The following is a 21086-nucleotide window of genomic DNA, read 5'->3' as shown; positions in this document are numbered from 1 at the left end:
GCCGGCTGGCCGCTTTATTCTGCGGCGGCCTTGCCCTGCGCCTTGAGCTTCATGATGAAGTCGCGCAGGGCCGGTTGTATTTCTTCGAACAGGGGATGCTTGCGGTTCTTCAGCATCACCTCCGAAAACAGTTTCAGCCCCAGCGCCAACTGCGCGCTGGTATCGCTGTCGAACTGGCCATTGCCGCGCAGGCGACCAACGATACTGAAGATATCGTCATGGTTGCCAGCCTCGAAACTGATGGGCTCATGCAGCGTCTGCCCCTCCGACGCCGTGGCCAGGTGTTCCAGGGTGATGCGGTAGCGATGTTCCTTCATGTTGCTCTCCTTGCTTGCTTCTTTGGGGCTCAGGCCCGCTCCACCGCCACGGCGGCGCGATCGATGATGTCGATGATGGCATGCAGTTCTTCCTGCTGCAGCTTGCCCTTGGCCAGGCGCGTATGCAGCGCCATGCGGAAGTTCTGGACCGCCCGGCGCAGTTCCGGCGAATCGGCATCCGGCCGTTCCTGGCGGCGCAGTTCGAACTTGCGCAGCACCTGCTGCAGTATCTCGGCGTTTTCCTTCTCTTCCAGATGCGCACGGCCCTCGGTGCTGATGGTGTAGAGCTTCTTGCCGCCCTCCTCGCCCTGCACCGAGGCATGGCCCATTTCTTCCAGCAGGGTCAGGGTCGGGTAGATCACGCCCGGGCTGGGGCTGTAGCCACCGCCCACCAGCTGCTCGATGGCCTTGATCATGTCGTAGCCGTGGCGCGGCTTTTCCTGCAACAGGTGCAGCATCACGATGCGCAATGCGCCCTGCTCGAACATGCGCGCACCGCGACCGCCCCCGCCGCCCTCGCGGCCACGCGGCCCGTGGTGGCCGCGATGGCCCTCTTCATCAAACAGGCCGCCGCCATGGTGCGGACGGTCGTGGCGCTGATGCATGGGGCCGTGGCCCGGCTGGCCGTGGTGGCCGAATAGATGCTTGAACATGGTATTTCCTTCTTGTCGGTTTGCTAAAGGCAGCGACTGACGCACGCTGCGTGTCGATCGATATAGCCAAGATATATCTTTATTTTGAATATTTCAAGATATATCTTAATCATATTTTTCATTGCATTTGATCAATACGTGAAGCAAAAGGCTTCACCGTCAGGCTGGCGACATTGAACGACCGGAAGAAGTGCTATGTTCTCTCCGGGGCAGCCACTGCCCTGCCTACCACGACAACAGGAGACCCCATGACCCCGACCGCCCCCATCGGCCGCTTTCCCATTCCCGAACTCGACGAGCTTCCCGAGGACATCCGCCAGCGCATCCTGACAGTGCAGGAGAAGTCAGGATTCATCCCCAACGTCTTCCTCGTCCTGGCGCACCGCCCGGACGAATTCCGCGCCTTCTTCGCCTATCACGATGCCTTGATGGACAAGCCCGGCAAGCTCACCAAGGCCGAGCGCGAGATGATCGTGGTCGCCACCAGCAATGCCAACCAATGCCAGTACTGCGTGGTGGCGCATGGTGCGATCCTGCGTATCCGCGCCAAGGACCCCTTGCTGGCCGACCAGGTCGCGATCAATTACCGCAAGGCCGACATCAGCCCGCGGCAAAAGGCCATGCTGGATTTCGCCATGAAGGTCTCGGCCAGCGCCTGGGCCGTCAACGAGGAGGATTTCGCCCTGCTCGGGGAACAGGGCTGGGGAGAGGAGGAAGTCTGGGACATCGCGGCCATCGCGGCCTTCTTCGGCATGTCCAACCGGCTGGCCAACGTGACCAGCATGCGTCCCAATGAAGAGTTCTATCTGATGGGGCGAGTACCCCTGCAATGATGTCGCGCAGACGGGCTCAGCGCCGTCCCGCATGCCAGCGCGCCACCTGCTCCAGGCAGGCGCGCAGGTCACCCTGCACCAGTTCGGCGGCATGCGCCAGCATGAGGTTGCGCGGCAGGCCGAAGTCCTCGATCTGCATGCCCTCGCGACAGTAACCGGGCTCGCCCTGCGGCACCTGCGCCAGCAGATCCTGCGCCGGCGTGTTGTAGCACCACACCTTCTTGCCACGCCCGACCGCGTAGCCGATCTCGAAGACCGTGCCCGAATCCGGCTCATGGCCGCGAAAGTCGCGCACGTTGGCCACCACGGCATCGGCCGACTCGATCAGGGCTACGTTGATTTCGTAGATGCGCCGGGCGATCTCGGACTTGCTCTCGCCCTGCACCTCGTCATCGCCCGGGCACAAGGCCAGCAAGCCCAGCTCGCCGCACCATTGCTTGATGCGCGTCTTGTGCGTGGCATAGTCGCGCGCGAAGACATCGGGACCGGCGAGGTAGATGCGGGGCTGTCGGGTCATGGTTCATCCTGTGGCTGTATCCGGAGCCGGCAGCTTACGCGAACTAGGAAACCTCTGCCATGTTCTCGGCCCGGTCGAAGTCGGCCGCAAAATCGTCCACCTGCACGCTGAGGTCACCATAGTGGGCGAAGGCATCCAGCACTTCCTTCTCCTGCTGCGAGATCAGTCCGCGCTGCAGGACCAGTGCACTCCAGGCCGGCAGTTCACGCAGGCTCTGCGGCATCGGCGGCAGGCGCTCTTCCTTGATCTCCGGCTTGAGCCGCTGCTCCAGTTGCTGCACCACGGGCGCCAGTGCAAAGGCCAGTTCGCCGCAGGCCAGCGGATCACCTTCGCCGGGCACATAGGTATCGGCCACCAGCCGGTCGCGGCTTGCGCCCGGGGTCTGCATGGCCTTGGCCACCAGCGTGCCGAGCAGGTCCGACGGCTTGCGATAAGGCAGCCCCAGCGGGAAGATCAGCACCCGCAGCAACAGCGCCACCGGCCGGTTGGGGAAGTTGTTCAGGGTCTCGACGATGGCTTCCTGCGCCCGGTTCAGGGCATCCTGCACCGACCAGTCCACGTAGGCCTGGTCAGCTTCCTGACGACCTTCGTCCTCGAAGCGTTTCAACACCGCCGACACCAGGTACAACTGCGAGAGCACATCCCCCAGCCGCGCCGAGATACGTTCACGGAACTTGAGCGTACCGCCCAGCACCGCCATGCTGACATCGGTGAGCAAGGCGAAGGCCGAGGACAGGTGGACCACGGCGCGGTAGTAGCGGCGCGTGGCATGCGCCGCCTGGGACGGTGCCGGCAACAGCCAGCCGCCGCTGATGCCACCCACCAGGCTGCGCGCCGCATTGGCCGCCGCGAAGGACAGGTGCGCGAACAGCACGCGGTCGAAGGCCTGCACCGCGCGTTCGCGGTCCTCCTCCGATGCCGCAGCCAGCTCCTGCAGCACATAGGGATGGCAACGGATCGCCCCCTGGCCGAAGATGATCAGGCAGCGCGTCAGGATATTGGCGCCCTCTACCGTGATGGCGATCGGAATCTGCTGGTACACCCGCGCCAGGAAATTGCCCGGCCCCATGCAGATGCCCTTGCCACCGATCACGTCCATGCCGTCATTGACCACCATGCGCCCGCGCTCGGTGACGTGGTACTTGGAGATGGCCGAGATCACCGATGGCTTCTCGCCTGCATCCACCGCCAGTGCCGACAGGCGGCGCGTGGCATCCATCATGTAGAGATGCCCGCCCATGCGCGCCAGCGCTTCCTGCACGCCCTCGAACTTGCCGATCTCGATCTTGAACTGGCGCCGCATGGCGGCATAGGCGCTGGTACCGCGCACCGCCATCTTGGAAAAACCGACGCTGGACGAGGGCAGCGAAATCGCCCGCCCCGCGGCCAGGCATTCCATCAGCATGCGCCAGCCGCGTCCGACCTGGGCCACGCCGCCGATCACCCAATCCATCGGGATGAAGACATCGGTGCCCTCGGTCGGACCATTCTGGAACACCGCATTGAGCGGCCAGTGTCGACGACCGGTGACCACCCCAGGATGGTCGGTGGGAATCAGTGCGCAGGTGATGCCGGGCTCCATCGCATAGCCCAGCAGGCCATGCGGATCGCGCGCCCGGAAGGCCAGGCCCAGCACGGTGGCCACCGGTGCCAGGGTGATGTAGCGCTTGCTCCAGGTGACCCGGAAGCCCAGCGTCTCGCGTCCCTCATACCGGCCCTTGCAGACGATGCCGATATCCGGAATGGCCGCCGCATCCGAACCCGCATAGGGGCTGGTGAGTGCGAAGCAGGGAATCTCCTGTCCCCGTGCCAGGCGCGGCAGGTAGTGATCCTTCTGCGCCTCGGTGCCGTAATGCAGCAGCAATTCGGCCGGCCCCAGCGAATTGGGCACCATCACCGCGATGGCCGCAGCCGAACTGCGCGAGGCCAGTTTCATCACCACCTGCGAATGCATGTAGGCCGAGAACTCCTTGCCGCCGTACTGGCGCGGAATGATCATGCCCAGGAAGCCGCGCTCCTTGATGAATTTCCAGGCCTGCTGCGGCAGGTCCTGGGTCTTCACGCTGGTGTCCCAGTCGCTGACCATGGCGCACAGCTGCTCGACCTCGTGATCGAGGAAAGCCTGCTCCTCCGGTGTCAGGCGCGGCGCCGGCAGCGCAAACAGGCGATCCCAGTCCGGCTTGCCGGAGAACAGCTCGGCATCCCACCAGGTGGTGCCGGCCTCGATGGCATCGCGTTCGGTGTCGGACATGCGCGGCGCCATCATGGCGAACGTGTCCAGCGCCGGCCGCGTGATCAGCGACTGCCGCACCGAGTGGATCGCCACCACCAGGGTCGGCGTAAACAACAGGATCGCCAGCAGCACCCGCACCGGCCAGTCGATATCGAGCGCGGCGCCGCCCAGGAAGATCAGGGCCGCCTCGGCCGCCAGCCAGACCCAGGCGCTGGCACGCGCCATCATCAGCGCCAATGCGCTTGCAATGAAAACAATGAGCCAGATGATCATGTGTCGCCTCCAGTGTTGTTGTGCTTGTTGCGGACGGGGTGCTGCCAGCAGTGCAGCCAGCAGTACAGCGGGCAATGCAGCGTTGCGTGGAGCGATGGGTGCAGCCAGGAATGCCGCTGACGATGCAGCGATCAAGGCAGCCAGTGTGGCACCGAATGCCGAGCGCGCCAAGCGGGCGTCCCTGCATCCAGTCATCCGACATCCACCCTGCCCCTTTTTGCACGATACCTTGCCAGCTCATCGGGCGGAATCGGACGGAACCCTCCCGGCCCCGTCAGACAACGTCCGACAAGCCGGCGCCCCATGTCATCCATTACAATCCGGGCATTGCAGACAGGCCCGCAGAGGAACGAATCATGAAATGGGAAGGCAATCGCGAAAGCGACAACGTGGAAGACCGTCGTGGTGAAGGTGGCGGCGGAGGGGGCGGCTTTGGCTTCGGCGGCCGCTCCATCGGCCTGGGCACCGTGGCCGTGGCACTGGTGGCGTCGTACTTCCTGGGCATCAACCCGCTGACCATGCTCAACCTGCTCTCCGGCGGAGGCGGCCCGGTACCGGTGCAGCAACAGGCACCGGCCCACAAACCCTCGCCCAACGACCAGATGGCGCGCTTCGTTTCCACTGTCCTGGCCGACACCGAAGACACCTGGGGCCAGATCTTCGCTGCCAACGGCAAGCAGTATGCGCGGCCCAAGCTGGTGCTGTTTTCCGGCAGCACACCGACCGCCTGCGGCACCGGCCAGACCGCCACCGGTCCCTTCTATTGCCCGGGCGACCAGAAGGTCTACATCGACCTGTCCTTCTATGAACTGATGAAGCAGCGTTTCAAAGTCTCCGGCAACTTCGCCCAGGCCTATGTGATCGCCCATGAAGTCGGCCACCACGTGCAGCACCTGATGGGCATCTCCGACAAGGTCGATGCGGCCCGCCGCAATGCCAGCGAAAAGCAGGCCAATGCCATGTCGGTGCGACTGGAACTGCAGGCCGACTGCTTCGCCGGGGTCTGGGCCTTCCACGCCAACCAGGCACGTCACATCCTGGAAGAAGGGGATATCGAAGACGCCCTGCACGCCGCCTCCGCCATCGGCGACGACGCCCTGCAGCGTCAGGCGCGCGGCGTGGTGGTGCCGGACTCCTTCACCCACGGCAGTTCGGCCCAGCGCGTGACCTGGTTCAAGCGCGGCATCAACGAAGGCAAGGTCAGCGCCTGCAATACCTTCGCGGCCAAGGAGCTATGAACCCATCCTGAGCCCACATTGGACGCGCCATACCCGACATCGAACGCAACATCGAACACGACAACCCAACAAGGAGACTGAATCCATGACCCTGTCCAACTGGTGCATCCTGATCGCCGGCCTGATGCCGGTGTTCACCATCGCGGTGGCCAAGCGCGGTCGCAAGGACTTCGACAACGCCGAACCGCGTGCCTGGCTGGACCAGCAGACCGGTGTGCGCCGCCGCGCCGACTACGCCCATCGCAACCACTTCGAGGCCTTCCCCTTCTTCGCCGCCGCCGTGCTGGTGGCGCAGCAGGCTGGTGCCGCCCAGGGCCAGATCGATATCGCCAGCGTGGTCTTCATCGCCGCCCGCCTGCTCTATACCCTGTTCTACCTGAACGACAAACCCTCGGCCCGCTCGGCGGTCTGGGCGGTCGGCTACCTGAGCGTGATCGCCCTGTTCGTCATCGCCGCCCGCGCCTGACCGGGAGCCCACCATGAGCCACCCCGCCGCCCAGCAACTGGCCCCCATGCGCGAGGCCCTCACCGCCCTGTGCGAGCAACGCGCCAGCATCGCCACCCTGTGCGCCACCTGGCGCGCCCGCGACGACGTGATGCAAGCCCTGCCACCCCGCTACCAGCAGGTTGCCGAAGACCTGCTGGGCCGCCTCGAAGCCGGTAGTCTCTTCACCGAGGAAAGCTGCTCCTTCAGCCAGAAGGACCTCACCGACAGCCTCGCCACCTGGCTGGACAAAGCCGAGCAGACCCTGTCAGCAAACTGACCCGGCCTGACCTGCTCCACCGGAAGAACTAGTTCTTCCGGCGGGCAGCCTGCCCTTACTGCCTCCCTCTTCTCCCTTCCCCCGCCTCTCCGTCGGACCGATGTTGCCGGCCTGCACCGATCGCTAAGCTGGACCCATCGATCAACATCCGCAGGAGGCTCCATGTCCGACCAGCGCAAGGCCTATGGCGTGCTGGGTTCCAGCACGCTCGCGTTTACCGTCTGCTTCACCATCTGGATGATGTTCGGGGTCATCGGCATCCCCATCAAGAATGCCCTGCACCTGAACGAAACCGAATTCGGCCTGCTCACCGCCACGCCGGTGCTGACCGGCTCCCTGATCCGGGTGCCGCTGGGCATCTGGACCGACCGCTACGGCGGGCGCATCGTGTTCTTCATCCTGATGCTGTGCACGGTGGTCCCGATCTGGCTGATTTCCTACGCCAACGCCTTCTGGCACTTCCTGGTACTGGGCCTGTTCGTGGGCCTGGCCGGCGGTTCCTTCTCGGTCGGCACGCCCTATGTGGCGCGCTGGTTCAAGAAGGAACGCCAGGGCCTGGCCATGGGCGTGTTCGGCGCCGGCAACTCGGGCGCAGCGGTCAACAAGTTCGTGGCGCCGGTGCTCATCGCCGCCGGTGGCTGGATGCTGGTGCCCAAGGTCTATGCCGCCCTGATGCTGGCCGCAGCCCTGCTGTTCTGGCTGGGCTCGTCCACCGACCCGGCGCACCAGGTCAGGTCCGACACCGGCTTCATGGACCAGGTGCGCATGCTCAAGGACCCCAGGGTCTGGCGCTATTGCCAGTACTACTCGGTGGTCTTCGGCGGCTATGTGGGCCTGAGCCTGTGGATGGTCAAGTACTACGTCACCGAATACGGATTCGACATCAAGACCGCCGCCCTGCTGGCGGCCTGCTTCTCGCTGCCGGGCGGTGTCCTGCGTGCCGTGGGCGGCTGGCTCTCCGACAAGTACGGTGCCTACCAGGTCACCTGGTGGGTGATGTGGGTGTGCTGGGTGGCCTTCTTCCTGCTGTCTTATCCACAGACCGATTTCGCCATCCAGACCGTGGGCGGCACAAGGACCTTCCACATCGGCCTGAACCCGGTGCTCTTCACGGCGCTGCTGATGGTGGTCGGCGTGGCCATGGCGGTGGGCAAGGCCTCGGTCTTCAAGTTCATCTCCGACGACTACAGCGGCAACATCGGCGCGGTCTCCGGCATCGTCGGCCTGGCCGGCGGGCTGGGCGGCTTCATCCTGCCGATCCTGTTCGGCGTGGTGCTGGACGTCACAGGCGTACGCAGCTCCTGCTTCATGCTGCTCTACGGCACGGTCTGCATCTCGCTGGTGTGGATGCACTTCCAGTTCCGCCGCGAAGGCCTGCAAGCGCCACGCAAGGCCCTGGCGGCCGACTGATCCCTTCCCATTTCAAGGACACCTCATGAACCACGTACTCACGCGCTGGGAGCCGGAAAACCCGGACTTCTGGCGCAAGCAAGGCGAGCAGGTCGCCAACCGCAATCTCTGGATCTCCATCCCCTGCCTGATGCTGGCCTTCGCAGTCTGGATGCTGTGGAGTGTAGTGGCCGCCAACCTGGACAAGGCCGGCTTTCACTTCAGCAAGGACCAGTTGTTCTTCCTGACGGCCTTGCCCGCCCTCTCGGGCGCCACGCTGCGCATCTTCTATTCCTTCCTGGTGCCGGTGTTCGGCGGGCGCCGCTGGACCGCCATTTCCACCGCCAGCCTGCTGATCCCCGCCATCGGCATGGGCCTGGCCCTGCGCGACCCCGGCACCAGCTACTCCACCCTGCTGGGCCTGGCCTTGCTGTGCGGGCTGGGCGGCGGCAATTTCAGTTCCAGCATGGCCAACATCAGCTTCTTCTTCCCCAAGGCGCGCAAAGGCTACGCCACCGGCATGAATGCCGGCATCGGCAACCTGGGCGTCTCGGTGGTGCAACTGGTCACGCCGCTGGTGATTTCCTCGGCCGTGTTCGCCACCTCCATCGCCGGCCAGGGGGTGCTCTTCCATGATCCCAAGAGCGGCCTGGAAAGCAGCTACTGGCTGGCCAATGCCGGCTTCATCTGGGTCCCCTTCATCGTCGCCGCCACCCTGGCAGCCTGGTTCGGCATGAACGACATCGCCTCTGCCCAGGCGTCGCTGGCCGACCAGGCGGTGATCTTCAAGCGCAAGCACAACTGGCTGATGTGCTGGCTGTATGTCGGCACCTTCGGCTCCTTCATCGGTTTTTCGGCGGCATTTGCAATGTTGATCAAGGCCCAGTTCCCGGAGGTGGAAGTCGCCCGCTTCGCCTTCCTCGGCCCGCTGGCCGGTGCCCTGGCGCGGCCGCTGGGCGGCATGATCTCGGACCGCATCGGCGGCGCGCGCGTCACGCTGTGGGTGTTCCTGGCCATGGGGCTGACCATCCTGCTGGGCATCCTGCCGGCCCTGCATACGCACCAGTTCACGCTGTTCCTGGCCTCCTTCATCGGCATGTTCATCCTCACCGGACTGGGCAATGGCTCGACCTTCTGCATGATTCCCATCATCTTCCAGACCGAGCGCGAGCGCGCTGCCGCGGGACAAGGCGAGGCAGCGCAACAGCAGGCCCGCCTGGATGCGGGCAAGGAATCGGCGGCCGTACTGGGTTTCTCCGGCGCCATCGGCGCCTATGGCGGCTTCTTCATCCCGCAGAGCTTCGGCACGTCGATCAGGATGACCGGCGCGCCGGACATGGCGATGTTCGTCTTCGTCGGCTTCTATGCCAGCTGCATGCTCATCACCTGGTGGTACTACGCCCGCAAGGGCGCGCCCATGCCCTGTTGAAATGGCCCTCGTTCTTTCGAACTAGCCCGCCTCCGCCGCCTGGATGGCTGCCCTGACCAAGCCGGTGAATAGGCAGGGACGGGGCGCCTGCCTACACTTTCCAACCATCAAGACTGCCCATATCGATAACGCAGGTGGGGTATGCACCCACGCAACCGAGGATTCACGATGAGTCATTTTCTGGACCGATTGAAGTTCATGTCGCGGGTGAAGTCCACCTTCGCCGATGGACATGGCGCCGTGGTCGACGAAGACCGCCAATGGGAACACGCCTACCGCAGCCGCTGGCAGCACGACAAGGTGGTGCGCTCCACACACGGGGTCAACTGCACCGGGTCCTGCTCCTGGAAGGTCTACGTCAAGAACGGCCTGATCACCTGGGAAACCCAGCAGACCGACTACCCCCGTACCCGTCCCGACCTGCCCAACCACGAGCCGCGCGGCTGCCCGCGTGGCGCCTCCTATAGCTGGTACGTCTACTCCGCCCAGCGGGTGAAGTACCCGATGATCCGCGGCCGTCTCATGCAACTGTGGCAGGAGGCGCGCCGCACCCTGGGCCCGGTCGAGGCCTGGGCCGCCATCACCAGCGACCCCGCCCGTGCAAAAAGCTACAAGTCGGTGCGCGGCCAGGGTGGCTTCGTGCGGGCCGACTGGGATACCGCCAACGAAATCATCGCCGCCGCCAATGCCTACACCATCAAGCAGTACGGCCCGGACCGGGTGATCGGCTTCTCGCCCATCCCGGCCATGTCGATGGTGTCGTACGCGGCCGGCGCCCGTTACCTGAGCCTCATCGGCGGCGTGGCCCTGTCCTTCTACGACTGGTACTGCGACCTGCCGCCCGCCAGCCCGCAGATCTGGGGCGAGCAGACCGACGTGCCGGAATCGGCCGACTGGTACAACTCCACCTACCTGATGGTATGGGGCTCCAATGTGCCGCAGACCCGCACCCCCGACGCCCACTTCTACACCGAGGTGCGCTACAAGGGGACCAAGACCGTGGCGGTGTCCTCGGACTTCGGCGAGATGGTCAAGTTCGGCGACATCTGGCTGGCCCCGCGCCCGGGTACCGACGCCGCGCTGGCCATGGCCATGGGCCATGTGATCCTCAAGGAATTCCACCTGCAGCGCCCCTCGCCCTACTTCCGCCACTACGTCCGGCAATACACCGACCTGCCCATGCTGGTGCGGCTGGTGGAACGCGAGGGCCGCTACCTGCCGGAGCACCTGCTGCGCGCCTCGCAGATGCCCAGCCAGCTGGAAGAAGCCAACAACGCCGACTGGAAGACCCTGGCCATCGATGCCACCACCGGCCAGATCGTCGCGCCCAACGGTTCCATCGGCTACCGCTGGGGCGAAGGCCAGGTCAACGACGGCGCCAAGCTGGGCCGCTGGAACCTGGAAAGCCGGGACGGTCATTCCGGTCGCGAGATCGAGCCGCTGCTCTCGCTGGTGGACCAGCACGACGAGGTGGTCGCGGTCGCCTTCAACTACTTCGGCGGGGACGATGCCGAGCAATTGCAGACGCGCCGCGTGCCGGTACGCCACGTGCGCCTGGCCAACGGCAGCACCGCACTGGTGGCCACCGTGCACGACCTGATGATGGCCAACTATGGCGTGGACCAGGGTCTGGGCGGCCAGATTGCGCAGTCCTATGACGACGACATTCCCTACACGCCGGCGTGGCAGGAGAAGCACACTGGCGTCAAGCGCGAGCTGGTGATCCAGGTGGCACGCGAATTCGCGCAGAACGCCCACGACACCGAGGGCAAGAGCATGGTCATCGTCGGCGCCGCGCTCAATCACTGGTACCACAACGACATGATCTATCGCGGCATCATCAACCTGCTGATGATGTGCGGTTGCGTGGGCAAGTCCGGTGGCGGCTGGGCGCACTACGTGGGACAGGAAAAGCTGCGCCCGCAGTTCGGCTGGGCGCCGCTGGCCTTCGCCACCGACTGGGTGCGCCCGCCCCGGCAGATGAACGGCACCAGCTTCTTCTACGCCCACACCAGCCAGTGGCGTCACGAAAAGCTGGGCCTGGACGAGATCGTCGCCCCCACCGCCGACAAGGACAAGCTGGCCGGCATGAGCATGATCGACATGAACGCACGCTCCGAACGCATGGGCTGGCTGCCCTCGGCCCCGCAGCTGGAAACCAATCCGCTGGACGTGTGCGACGCCGCCCAGGCGCTGGGCCAGACCCCGCAGGACTACCTGAAGGCAGCCCTGAAGTCCGGCACCGTCAACATGAGCTGCGACGACCCCGACAACCCGAAGAACTTCCCGCGCAACATGTTTGTCTGGCGCTCCAACATCCTGGGCAGTTCCGGCAAGGGCCACGAGTATTTCCTGAAATACCTGCTGGGGACCCAGCATGCGCTGTTCGACGACGCCGGGCAGGCCATCCGCCCGGCTGAGGTCAAGTACCGGGAAGAGGCTGCCGAGGGCAAGCTGGACCTGCTGGTGACGCTGGACTTCCGCATGAGCACCACCTGCCTGTATGCCGACATCGTGCTGCCCACCGCCACCTGGTACGAAAAGGATGACCTCAACACCTCGGACATGCATCCCTTCATCCATCCGCTTTCGGAAGCGGTGCAACCGCTGTGGGAGAGCAAGACCGACTGGGAAATCTACAAGGGCATCGCCAGCAAGTTCAGCCAGATCGGTGGCGAATACCTCGGCACCCGCAGCGACATCGTGCTGCAGCCGCTGATGCACGACACCCCGGCCGAACTGGGCCAGCCCTTCGAACCGAAGGACTGGAAGAAGGGCGAATGCGACCTCATCCCCGGCAAGACCGCCCCCAGTTTCATGGTGGTGGAACGCAACTACCGAGACATCTACAAGAAGTTCACCTCGGTCGGCCCGCTGCTGGACAAGCTGGGCAACGGCGGCAAGGGCATCAACTGGAACACCGAACATGAGGTGGCCGAACTGGGCGCACTGAACAGGCGCGTCACCGAGCCCGGCGTCAGCCAGGGCCGCCCGCGCCTGGACAGCGCCATCGATGCCTGCGAGATGATCCTCAGCTTCGCTCCCGAAACCAACGGCCATGTCTCGGTCAAGGCCTGGGAAGCACTGGGCAAGATCACCGGGCGCGACCATACCCACCTGGCGCGAGGCCGCGAGCATGACAAGATCCGTTTCCGCGACGTCCAGGCGCAGCCGCGCAAGATCATCTCGGCGCCGACCTGGTCGGGCCTCGAGTCAGAAGAGGTCAGCTATAACGCCGGCTATACCAATGTGCATGAACTCATTCCCTGGCGCACCCTGAGCGGCCGCCAGCAGTTCTACCAGGACCACCGCTGGATGCTGGATTTCGGTGAAGGCCTGTGCGTCTACAAACCAGCGGTCGATACCAAGACGGTCGCCCCCATGCTCGGGCGGCACCCCAATGGCGAGAAGGAGATCGTGCTCAACTTCCTCACGCCGCACCAGAAGTGGGGCATCCACTCCACCTACTCGGACAACCTGCGCATGCTCACCTTGAGTCGCGGCGGGCCGCATGTCTGGATTTCGGAAGACGACGCCAAGTCCGCAGGACTGGTGGACAACGACTGGGTCGAAGTCTTCAACAGCAACGGCACCCTGACCGCGCGCGTGGTGGTGAGCCAGCGCATCCCGGGCGGCATCTGCCTGATGTACCACGCCCAGGAAAAGATCGTGAACACACCCGGCGCGCAGTTGAGCGGCAAGCGCGGCGGCATCCACAACTCGGTCACCCGGGCGGTGCTGAAGCCAACCCACATGATCGGCGGCTATGCGCAACTGGCCTATGGCTTCAACTACTACGGCACCGTCGGCAGCAATCGCGACGAGTTCATCATCCTGCGCAAGATGAACAAGGTCGACTGGCTCGACGGCAGCCTGCAAGAAAGGACGGCATCATGAGAATTCGCGCACAAGTGGGCATGGTGCTCAACCTGGACAAGTGCATCGGCTGCCACACCTGCTCGGTGACCTGCAAGAACGTCTGGACCAGCCGCGACGGCGTGGAATACGCCTGGTTCAACAATGTCGAGACCAAGCCCGGCATCGGCTATCCGAAGCAATGGGAGAACCAGCAGAAGTGGCAAGGCGGCTGGACCCGCACCGGCGCCGGCAAGCTGGAGCCCCGCCAGGGCGGCCGCCTGCGCATCCTGGCCAATCTGTTCGCCAATCCCAACCTGCCGGCCATCGACGACTACTACGAGCCCTTCACCTACGATTACGAACACCTGCAGAAGGCGCCCCTGATGCAGACCCCGCCCACGGCACGGCCGATCTCGGTACTGACCGGCAAGAAGATGGACAAGATCACCTGGGGGCCGAACTGGGAAGACGATCTCGGCGGCGAATTCAGCGCCCGCAGCCAGGATGCGCTGTTCGAGGGCGTGCAGAAGGAGATGCACAGCAGCTTCGAATCGACCTTCATGATGTACCTGCCGCGCCTGTGCGAACACTGCCTGAACCCGGCCTGCGTGGCGTCCTGCCCCTCGGGCTCGATCTACAAGCGCGAGGATGACGGCATCGTGCTGGTGGACCAGGACAAGTGCCGTGGCTGGCGCATGTGCATCTCCGGTTGTCCGTACAAGAAGATCTACTACAACTGGAGCTCCGGCAAGGCCGAGAAATGCACCTTCTGCTATCCCCGCATCGAGGCCGGCCAGCCCACCGTGTGCTCGGAAACCTGTGTCGGGCGCATCCGCTACCTGGGCGTGCTGCTGTATGACGCCGACCGCATCGAGGCAGCAGCCTCGGTGGCCGACGAGCAGGCGCTCTACCAGGCCCAGCTGGACTGCTTCCTCGACCCGCACGACCCGGCCGTGATCGCCGAGGCGCGCCGCCAGGGCATTGCCGAGAGCTGGCTAGAATCGGCACGCCGCTCGCCGGTGTACAAGATGGCCATGCAATGGAAGATCGCCTTCCCCCTGCATCCGGAATACCGCACCCTGCCCATGGTCTGGTACATCCCGCCGCTGTCGCCGATCCAGAAGGCCGCCGAGGCCGGCCACATGGGGATGGACGGCATCATCCCCGACGTGAAATCGCTGCGCATCCCGATGCGCTATCTCGCCAACCTGCTGACCGCCGGCCAGGAAGCGCCCATCCTCAACGCCCTGCAACGCCTGCTGGCCATGCGTGCCTACAAGCGCGCCCAGACGGTGCACGGCCGGCAGGAAGAAGCGCTGTTGCAGCAGGTCGGCCTGCAGGCCGACGAGGTCGAGGACATGTACCAGACCCTGGCCATCGCCAACTACGAAGACCGTTTCGTGGTGCCGTCCTCGCACAAGGAAATGGTGGAAGACAGCTTCAACGACAAGGGCAGTTGCGGCTTCAGCTTCGGCAACGGTTGTTCCGGCGGCGTCTCCGACGGCAGCCTGTTCGGCAAGAAGCCGCAAGGCAGCGTGATCTTCGTGGACATGCCCAAGTCGCGCAAGAAGTCCCCCGTCACCGAATGAATGGAGCCCCTGTCATGACTTCCCACGTCAATCACGCGGCCGGCAGCGGCACGATCTACCGCGTCGTCTCGGCGCTGATGAGTTATCCCCAGCCCGAACTGATCGCAGCACTGCCCGAGATCGAGCAGGCCCTGCAGGGCGAGGCGGCGCTAGCGGAGGCCTTGCCAGCGCTGCAACCGTTGCTGCACCACCTGCAATCCGTCCCGCTGCTCACCCTGCAGGAAAACTACGTCGATACCTTCGACCGCAGTGCCGCGCTGTCGCTGCACCTGTTCGAACACATCCACGGCGAAAGCCGCGACCGCGGCCAGGCCATGGTCGATCTGCTGGAGGAATACCGCAGCCAGGGCCTGGAGCCGGCCACCAGCGAGTTGCCGGACTATGTGCCGCTGTTCCTGGAATTCCTGAGCCTGCTGTCGCAGGACAGGGCCGCCCTGCTGCTGGGCGAGGCGATCCATGTGCTGGCCGCCATCGGCCAGCGCCTGCAGCGCCGGGACAGCCCCTACGCCGCGCCCTTGCTGTTGCTGACCCGGCTCACCGAGGTCGTGCCACGCGAGCAGGACGATCCACCAGTGCGCGACATGGACGAGGCCATGGAAGTCTTCGGTCCCGGTGCCGACGGCGTGGAACCCCTGCTCAAACCCGGGCCGGGCGGCGTGCAGCCGTTGCATTTCCATACCCGGCAGCATGCCCGCTCCGCCGTACCGTCCGCCACCCAATCCGCTCCCGGGAGACCAGCATGAGCTACCTGCACCAATTCCTCTACGGCATCTACCCCTACATCGCCCTGGCGGTGTTCCTGCTGGGCAGCCTGCTGCGCTTCGAGCGCGAGCAGTACACCTGGAAGAGTGACTCCTCGCAGCTGCTGCATGCCGGCCGCCTGCGACTGGGCAATATCCTGTTCCACGTCGGCGTACTGGGCCTGTTCTTCGGTCATCTGGTGGGCTTGCTCACGCCGGTGGCGGTATGGGATGCCGTGGGCGTGAGCCACGCTTTCAAGCAACTGGTCGCCATGTCGGCCGGCGGCGTGTTCGGCACGCTCTGCCTGCTGGGACTGGCGATCCTGATCCATCGCCGCCTGACGGACGCGCGCATCGCCGCCGTCACCCGCCCCGCCGACAAGCTCCTGCTGCTGTGGCTGCTGGTCACGCTGTGCCTGGGCCTGTCCACCATCGCCGAGTCGGCCCAGCACCGCGACGGCCACATGATGGTGTTGCTGATGACCTGGGCGCAGCACATCGTCACCTTCCGGGGCGACGCCGCCGGCTTCATCGAAGGTGCGCCGCTGCTGTTCAAGGCGCACCTGTTCATGGGGCTGACGCTGTTCGTGATCTTCCCCTTCACGCGGCTGGTGCATGTGTGGAGCGGCTTTGCGTCCATCACCTACCTGAGCCGGGCCTGGCAACTGGTGCGGCCGCGTTGAGCGGGGAGAACCAGGATGCCTGTCACCGTCAATGAATACGAACTGAGCGACGCCGAGATGGCCAAGGAACTGGCCGCCCGCGATGCCGATGACCAGGACCTGCAGTCGGCCATGACCACCCTGGTACTGCGCCGGCTGCTGCTGGAGGAAGCGCAGCGCCTGCAGCAGCAAGGTGAGGACGACGATGCGCGTATCGAGCTCCTGCTGCAGCGCCAGGTCGGCATTCCGCAGGCCGGTGAAGAAGAATGCCGGCGCCACTACCAGGCCACGCCTGAACGTTTCATCATCGGGGCGCTGGCGGAAGTGAACCATATCCTGTTCCAGGTCACCCCGGAGGTCGATCTGGCAGCCCTGCGCCTACGTGCAGAATCGGTGCTGGAGCACTTGCTGGCGCAACCGGAGGACTTCGCCACGCAGGCCGCCGCGCTCTCGAACTGCCCCTCCGGCGCACAGGGCGGCAGCCTGGGGCAGATCGTCCGGGGCGCCTGCGTGCCTGAATTCGAACGGGCCGTCTTCGCCGCCACACCACAGGGCATCATCCCGCGTCTGGTGGAGACCCGCTTCGGCCTGCACATCGTCCAGGTGGGGCGCAAGCTGGACGGCACACGCCTGCCCTTCGAGGCGGTGCGCGAAAACATCGCCCAGGCCCTGCAACGCGCCGCCCATGACCAGGCCCTGCGTCACTACCTGCAGCAACTGGTGGGCGCTGCACGCATCACTGGCGTGCAACTTCCCGGCATGACATCGCCGCTGCTGCAATAAGGAGCCTGCATGTCCTCGCCCGTCCCCTCGTCCGTCCCACCTTCCAGCCGCCCGGCCCTGCTGGACCGCTTCGGGCGGCGCATCGACTACCTGCGGCTGTCGGTCACCGACCGCTGCGACCTGCGTTGCAGCTATTGCATGCCCAAGGGCTTTTCCGGTTTCGAGGAGCCAGCCAACTGGCTCGACTTCGACGAGATCACGCGCGTGATCGCCGCCTTCGCCCGACTCGGCGTAGGGCGCATACGACTCACCGGCGGCGAACCGCTGATGCGGCGCAGGCTGCCCACGCTGGCCGCGCAATTGTCGGCCCTGCCGGGGGTGGAGGAACTGTCGCTGTCCACCAACGCCACGCAGATGCACAAGCATGCAAGGGCGCTACGGGCAGCCGGCGTGCAGCGCATCAACGTCAGCCTGGATAGCCTGGATCGCGCCTGCGCGGCGCAGATCACCGGACGCGACAGCCTGCAGAGCGTCATGGCGGGACTGGCCGCCGCCAGGGATGCCGGATTTGCGCCCATCAAGGTCAACATGGTGGTGCTGCGCGGCGTCAATGAACACGAGGTGCCACGCATGGCGGAGTTCTGTTTCGCGCAGGGTTTCATCCTGCGCCTGATCGAAGCCATGCCGATGGGCGAGACCGGTCGCAACAGCGGCGTCGTCGCGCTTGGTCCCCTGCGCGATGCACTGGTGGCCCGCTTCGACCTGCAGCCCCTGGCCACCGAGCTGGGCGGTGGCCCGGCGCGCTACTGGGGCAGCGCCGATGGTCGCTGCACGCTGGGTTTCATCACACCCATGAGCCAGCACTTCTGCGCCACCTGCAACCGCGTGCGGCTCTCGGTGGACGGCACGCTCTACCTCTGCCTGGGACAGGAGGCGCGCCTGGAACTGCGTCCGCTGCTGCGCGCCGGCATCGATGATGGCGGGCTGGGGGAGGCGATCCGCCTGGCCATCGAACTCAAGCCGGAACGCCATGAATTCAGTCAGGCACCGCACAGAATCATCCGCTTCATGTCGCAGACCGGCGGCTAGGGCGCCAGGACCGGCAAATCCTGCACGATCTGCACAAAGATTGACCTGGACCCGGTGTTTTAGTCCGGCCGACGGCCTAGACTGCCGCTTCCCTGGCTAGCCCTGGAACCTTCCATCATGCCCGCTCCCACCCTGGCCCTGCTCCCCAACCCGCTGCCGCCCCACAAGCGCCTGACCTTCCGCATCCTGCTGATGACCCTGGTCGGTCTGGGCCTGACGATGACGGCCATCGGCTATACCCTGCTGCTGTCCTGGCAACTGGAGGGCGGCGGCACCGTCATCAACGAGGCCGGCAGCCTGCGCATGCGCTCCTACGAGCTGGGCCTGGCGATGGAAACCGGCCACGAGCGTTCCGACATCCAGCACCACATCGAACGCTTCAGCCAGATCCTGGCGCTGGTGCAGACGGGGCAGGCGGGTGAACCCAGCTTCGTGCCGGCCACCGGTCCCATTCACGAACAGCTGCTGCACGTGCAAGATCAATGGCAGCAGCGCATGCAGGTCCATGCCCGCACCGTGCTGGAGGCGGACGACCCGGTACTGCGCCAGCAGGCGCTGGATCGCTACCTGCAGGAGCTGCCCGACTTCGTGGGTGACATCAACCTGCTGGTGGCCTATGTGGAAGCTGACCTCACCGGCAAGACCACCTGGCTGCGGCTGTGCCAGACGGCGCTGATCTTCCTGGCGCTGGCGGCGAGCATCGCGGTGCTGTATCTGCTCTACCTGTGGATCGTCGGCCCGGTGCGGCGCATGCAGGCCGGCATTGCGCGCATGTCGCAAAACGACCTGGACGTGCGGCTGGCGGTGGAGAGTGAAGACGAGTTCGGCCAACTGGCCCAGGCCTTCAACCAGATGGCCGATCATGTGCAAGGCGTGCACCGCACGCTGGCAGAGCGCGTGGCCGAAAAGACCGCCCGCCTGCGCGAGCAGAACGAAGAAGTCGGCACGCTCTACGAGATCACCGACTTCCTCTCGGGCGCGCATACCATCGAAGCCCTGTGCGATGGTTTCCTCAAACGCATCATGCAGCGCATGCAGGCCGATGGCGGCACGGTGCGCATCCTCGACGAGCGCGGCAATCTCTATCTCACGGTGCAGGATGGCATCTCCGACAAGATCATCGATGAGGAACGTTGCATCAAGGTCGATGACTGCCTGTGCGGCGCGGCTACCCGGCAGGGGGTGATCCTGGTACGCGATTTCCGCGAACTCGATGCGCAGCGGCGCTACCGCTGCCAGGAAGAAGGCGCGCTGTCGCTGGGCATCTTCCAGATCCTGGTGCGGGAACAGGCCATCGGCAGTTTCTCCCTGCATTTCCTGCAGGAGCGCAGCATCGACGGCGACGAGCGCCGCCTCCTGGAAACCTTGGGCCGCCACCTCGGCGCGGCCATCGAGAACCAGCGCCTGATCGCCCGCGAAAAGGAATTCGCCATCGCCCACGAACGCAACCTGATGGCCCAGGGCCTGCATGACAGCATTGCCCAGGGACTGAACTTCCTCAACCTGCAGGTGCAGATGCTGGAGGATTCGCTGGCGCGCGAGAACCTGGCCGAAATCCGCGAGATCGCACCCATGCTGCGCACCGGCGTGCAGGAAAACTATGAAGACGTGCGCGAACTGCTGCTCAATTTCCGCAGCCGCCTGCAGGACAGCAGCCTCGACTCGGAAATGCGCAAGTCGCTCGACAAGCTGCAGCGCCAGACCGGCCTGCAAGGCGCCATCACCATCAGCGGCGACGGTCCGCCGCTGGCGCCGGAACAGCAGTTGCAGGTGCTGTTCATCCTGCAGGAGGCGCTGTCCAATATCCGCAAGCATGCCCACGCCAACCGGGTGGACATCGCCGTCACCAACGGCCGCGACTTCTGCCTGACGGTGCGCGACGACGGTCACGGCTTCCAGCTCGACAAGGCCAGCGCCAAGGGCGCCGACCATGTGGGTCTGCGCATCATGCAGGAACGCGCCGACCGCCTCGGCGCGCAACTGCAGATCGACAGCCGGCCCGATGAAGGTACCTGCGTCACCATCCGTCTGATGCGCCAGGAACGTCTCGTGGCCTGAAGCCATCCCAGAACCTTTGCAAGGAACCGCCCCACCATGCCCACGCCCATCCGCATCCTGCTCGTCGATGATCACACCCTGTTTCGCAGCGGCGTACGCCTGCTGCTGCAACGCCATCCCGAATTCGAGGTCGTCGGCGAAGCCGTCGATGGTCTGGACGGCGTCAAGCGGGCCCGCCAGCTGCAGCCCGATGTGGTGCTGATGGACCTGAACATGCCCGGTCTGTCGGGTCTGGAAGCGATGCAGCTGATCGTGGAAGACCTGCCCGACACGGCCGTGCTGATGCTCTCCGTCTCGGAAGAGGCCGACGACCTCAGCACCGCCCTGCACAATGGCGCCGCCGGCTATCTGCTCAAGAACATCGAGGCCGAGTATCTGGTGCAGGCCATCAAGCGCGCCGCAGCCGGCGAACCGGTGATTTCGGAGGCGATGACGGCCAAGCTGGTGATGCAGTTCCGCGCCGCCCACCAGACACCGGCCCCGGTGACGGCCGCCCGCGACAGGCTGACCGCCCGCGAACGCGAGACCATGGCCTGCGTGGCCCGTGGCGAGAGCAACAAGGAAATCGCCCGCACCCTGGACGTCGCCGAGAGCACGGTGAAGATCCATGTCCAGAACATCCTCAAGAAACTGAAGCTTTCCAGCCGGGTACAGATTGCGGTGTATGCTGTGGAGCACGGTCTGGACAAAACGCCCTGAGCGGCGTACCTTACCGCTCCCT

The 21086-nt window shown here is 65.0% G+C and carries 18 protein-coding genes; 14 read left to right on the top strand and 4 right to left on the bottom strand.

From position 1 onward, the window contains the following. Positions 1-14: 14 nt before the first annotated feature. Positions 15-317 carry a DUF3861 domain-containing protein gene (locus ACEOAC_RS06160; RefSeq protein WP_006464302.1) on the bottom strand — a complete coding sequence of 101 codons (303 nt, stop codon included), beginning with the start codon at positions 315-317 and terminating at the stop codon, positions 15-17. A gap of 29 nt (positions 318-346) precedes the next feature. After that, complete coding sequence (locus ACEOAC_RS06155) at positions 347-970, bottom strand: PadR family transcriptional regulator (protein WP_413628742.1); 624 nt, start codon at positions 968-970, stop codon at positions 347-349. Between the two features lie 248 nt (positions 971-1218). Here ACEOAC_RS06155 and ACEOAC_RS06150 point away from each other — a divergent pair, with 248 nt between their 5' ends. Further along, the gene (locus ACEOAC_RS06150; protein WP_241812123.1) at positions 1219-1803 is read left to right on the top strand and encodes a peroxidase-related enzyme; all 585 of its coding nucleotides are present in this window, start codon (positions 1219-1221) and stop codon (positions 1801-1803) included. A gap of 16 nt (positions 1804-1819) precedes the next feature. Here ACEOAC_RS06150 and ACEOAC_RS06145 read toward each other — a convergent pair whose 3' ends face one another. Beyond that, a complete protein-coding gene (locus ACEOAC_RS06145; protein WP_413443874.1) occupies positions 1820-2320 on the bottom strand; it encodes a nucleoside 2-deoxyribosyltransferase in 501 nt (166 codons plus the stop codon). Positions 2321-2363: 43 nt separating this feature from the next. Further along, positions 2364-4826 (bottom strand): acyl-CoA dehydrogenase, encoded by a 2463-nt coding sequence (locus ACEOAC_RS06140; protein WP_413443875.1) that lies wholly within the window; start codon positions 4824-4826, stop codon positions 2364-2366. Positions 4827-5182: 356 nt separating this feature from the next. Between ACEOAC_RS06140 and ACEOAC_RS06135 the strand changes: the two genes are divergently transcribed. The 13 genes from ACEOAC_RS06135 (at position 5183) to ACEOAC_RS06075 (ending at position 21064) form a co-directional block, all read left to right on the top strand. Continuing rightward, the gene (locus ACEOAC_RS06135) at positions 5183-6064 is read left to right on the top strand and encodes a neutral zinc metallopeptidase (RefSeq protein WP_413443876.1); all 882 of its coding nucleotides are present in this window, start codon (positions 5183-5185) and stop codon (positions 6062-6064) included. Between the two features lie 85 nt (positions 6065-6149). Next, positions 6150-6530 carry an MAPEG family protein gene (locus tag ACEOAC_RS06130; RefSeq protein ID WP_006464296.1) on the top strand — a complete coding sequence of 127 codons (381 nt, stop codon included), beginning with the start codon at positions 6150-6152 and terminating at the stop codon, positions 6528-6530. A 13-nt stretch (positions 6531-6543) separates the two neighbouring features. Further along, entirely contained in the window at positions 6544-6828 is a 285-nt protein-coding gene (locus ACEOAC_RS06125) for a hypothetical protein (RefSeq protein ID WP_102662307.1), read from the top strand. Between the two features lie 162 nt (positions 6829-6990). Continuing rightward, on the top strand, positions 6991-8238 hold the full coding sequence (locus ACEOAC_RS06120; protein WP_413443877.1) for an MFS transporter: 1248 nt from the start codon (positions 6991-6993) through the stop codon (positions 8236-8238). A 25-nt stretch (positions 8239-8263) separates the two neighbouring features. After that, on the top strand, positions 8264-9646 hold the full coding sequence (locus ACEOAC_RS06115; RefSeq protein ID WP_413443878.1) for a NarK family nitrate/nitrite MFS transporter: 1383 nt from the start codon (positions 8264-8266) through the stop codon (positions 9644-9646). Positions 9647-9814: 168 nt separating this feature from the next. Further along, positions 9815-13543 carry a nitrate reductase subunit alpha gene (locus tag ACEOAC_RS06110; protein WP_413443879.1) on the top strand — a complete coding sequence of 1243 codons (3729 nt, stop codon included), beginning with the start codon at positions 9815-9817 and terminating at the stop codon, positions 13541-13543. Further along, positions 13540-15093, top strand: coding sequence for a nitrate reductase subunit beta (gene narH / locus ACEOAC_RS06105; RefSeq protein WP_413443880.1), 1554 nt, complete (start codon positions 13540-13542; stop codon positions 15091-15093). Before ACEOAC_RS06110 ends, narH begins: the two co-directional genes overlap by 4 nt. A gap of 14 nt (positions 15094-15107) precedes the next feature. Then, complete coding sequence (narJ, locus tag ACEOAC_RS06100; RefSeq protein WP_413443881.1) at positions 15108-15836, top strand: nitrate reductase molybdenum cofactor assembly chaperone; 729 nt, start codon at positions 15108-15110, stop codon at positions 15834-15836. Further along, positions 15833-16516: a respiratory nitrate reductase subunit gamma gene (narI, locus tag ACEOAC_RS06095; RefSeq protein WP_413443882.1), complete on the top strand. Its 684-nt coding sequence runs from the start codon at positions 15833-15835 to the stop codon at positions 16514-16516. The genes narJ and narI overlap by 4 nt, the downstream gene beginning before the upstream one ends. Positions 16517-16531: 15 nt before the next feature. Next, complete coding sequence (locus ACEOAC_RS06090) at positions 16532-17278, top strand: peptidylprolyl isomerase (protein ID WP_413443883.1); 747 nt, start codon at positions 16532-16534, stop codon at positions 17276-17278. A 9-nt stretch (positions 17279-17287) separates the two neighbouring features. Beyond that, entirely contained in the window at positions 17288-18307 is a 1020-nt protein-coding gene (gene moaA, locus ACEOAC_RS06085) for a GTP 3',8-cyclase MoaA (protein WP_413443884.1), read from the top strand. A 117-nt stretch (positions 18308-18424) separates the two neighbouring features. Further along, on the top strand, positions 18425-20365 hold the full coding sequence (locus tag ACEOAC_RS06080; protein WP_413443885.1) for a type IV pili methyl-accepting chemotaxis transducer N-terminal domain-containing protein: 1941 nt from the start codon (positions 18425-18427) through the stop codon (positions 20363-20365). A gap of 36 nt (positions 20366-20401) precedes the next feature. Next, positions 20402-21064, top strand: a complete 663-nt coding sequence (locus tag ACEOAC_RS06075) for a response regulator (protein ID WP_006464285.1) — start codon at positions 20402-20404, stop codon at positions 21062-21064. Positions 21065-21086: the final 22 nt, after the last annotated feature.

Origin of the sequence: Herbaspirillum frisingense, assembly GCF_047325095.1 — a bacterium.
GTDB classification, from domain to species: domain Bacteria; phylum Pseudomonadota; class Gammaproteobacteria; order Burkholderiales; family Burkholderiaceae_D; genus Herbaspirillum; species Herbaspirillum frisingense.
Note: the sequence above shows the minus strand (reverse complement) of the source record. Positions and strands in the feature narration are given on the sequence as shown.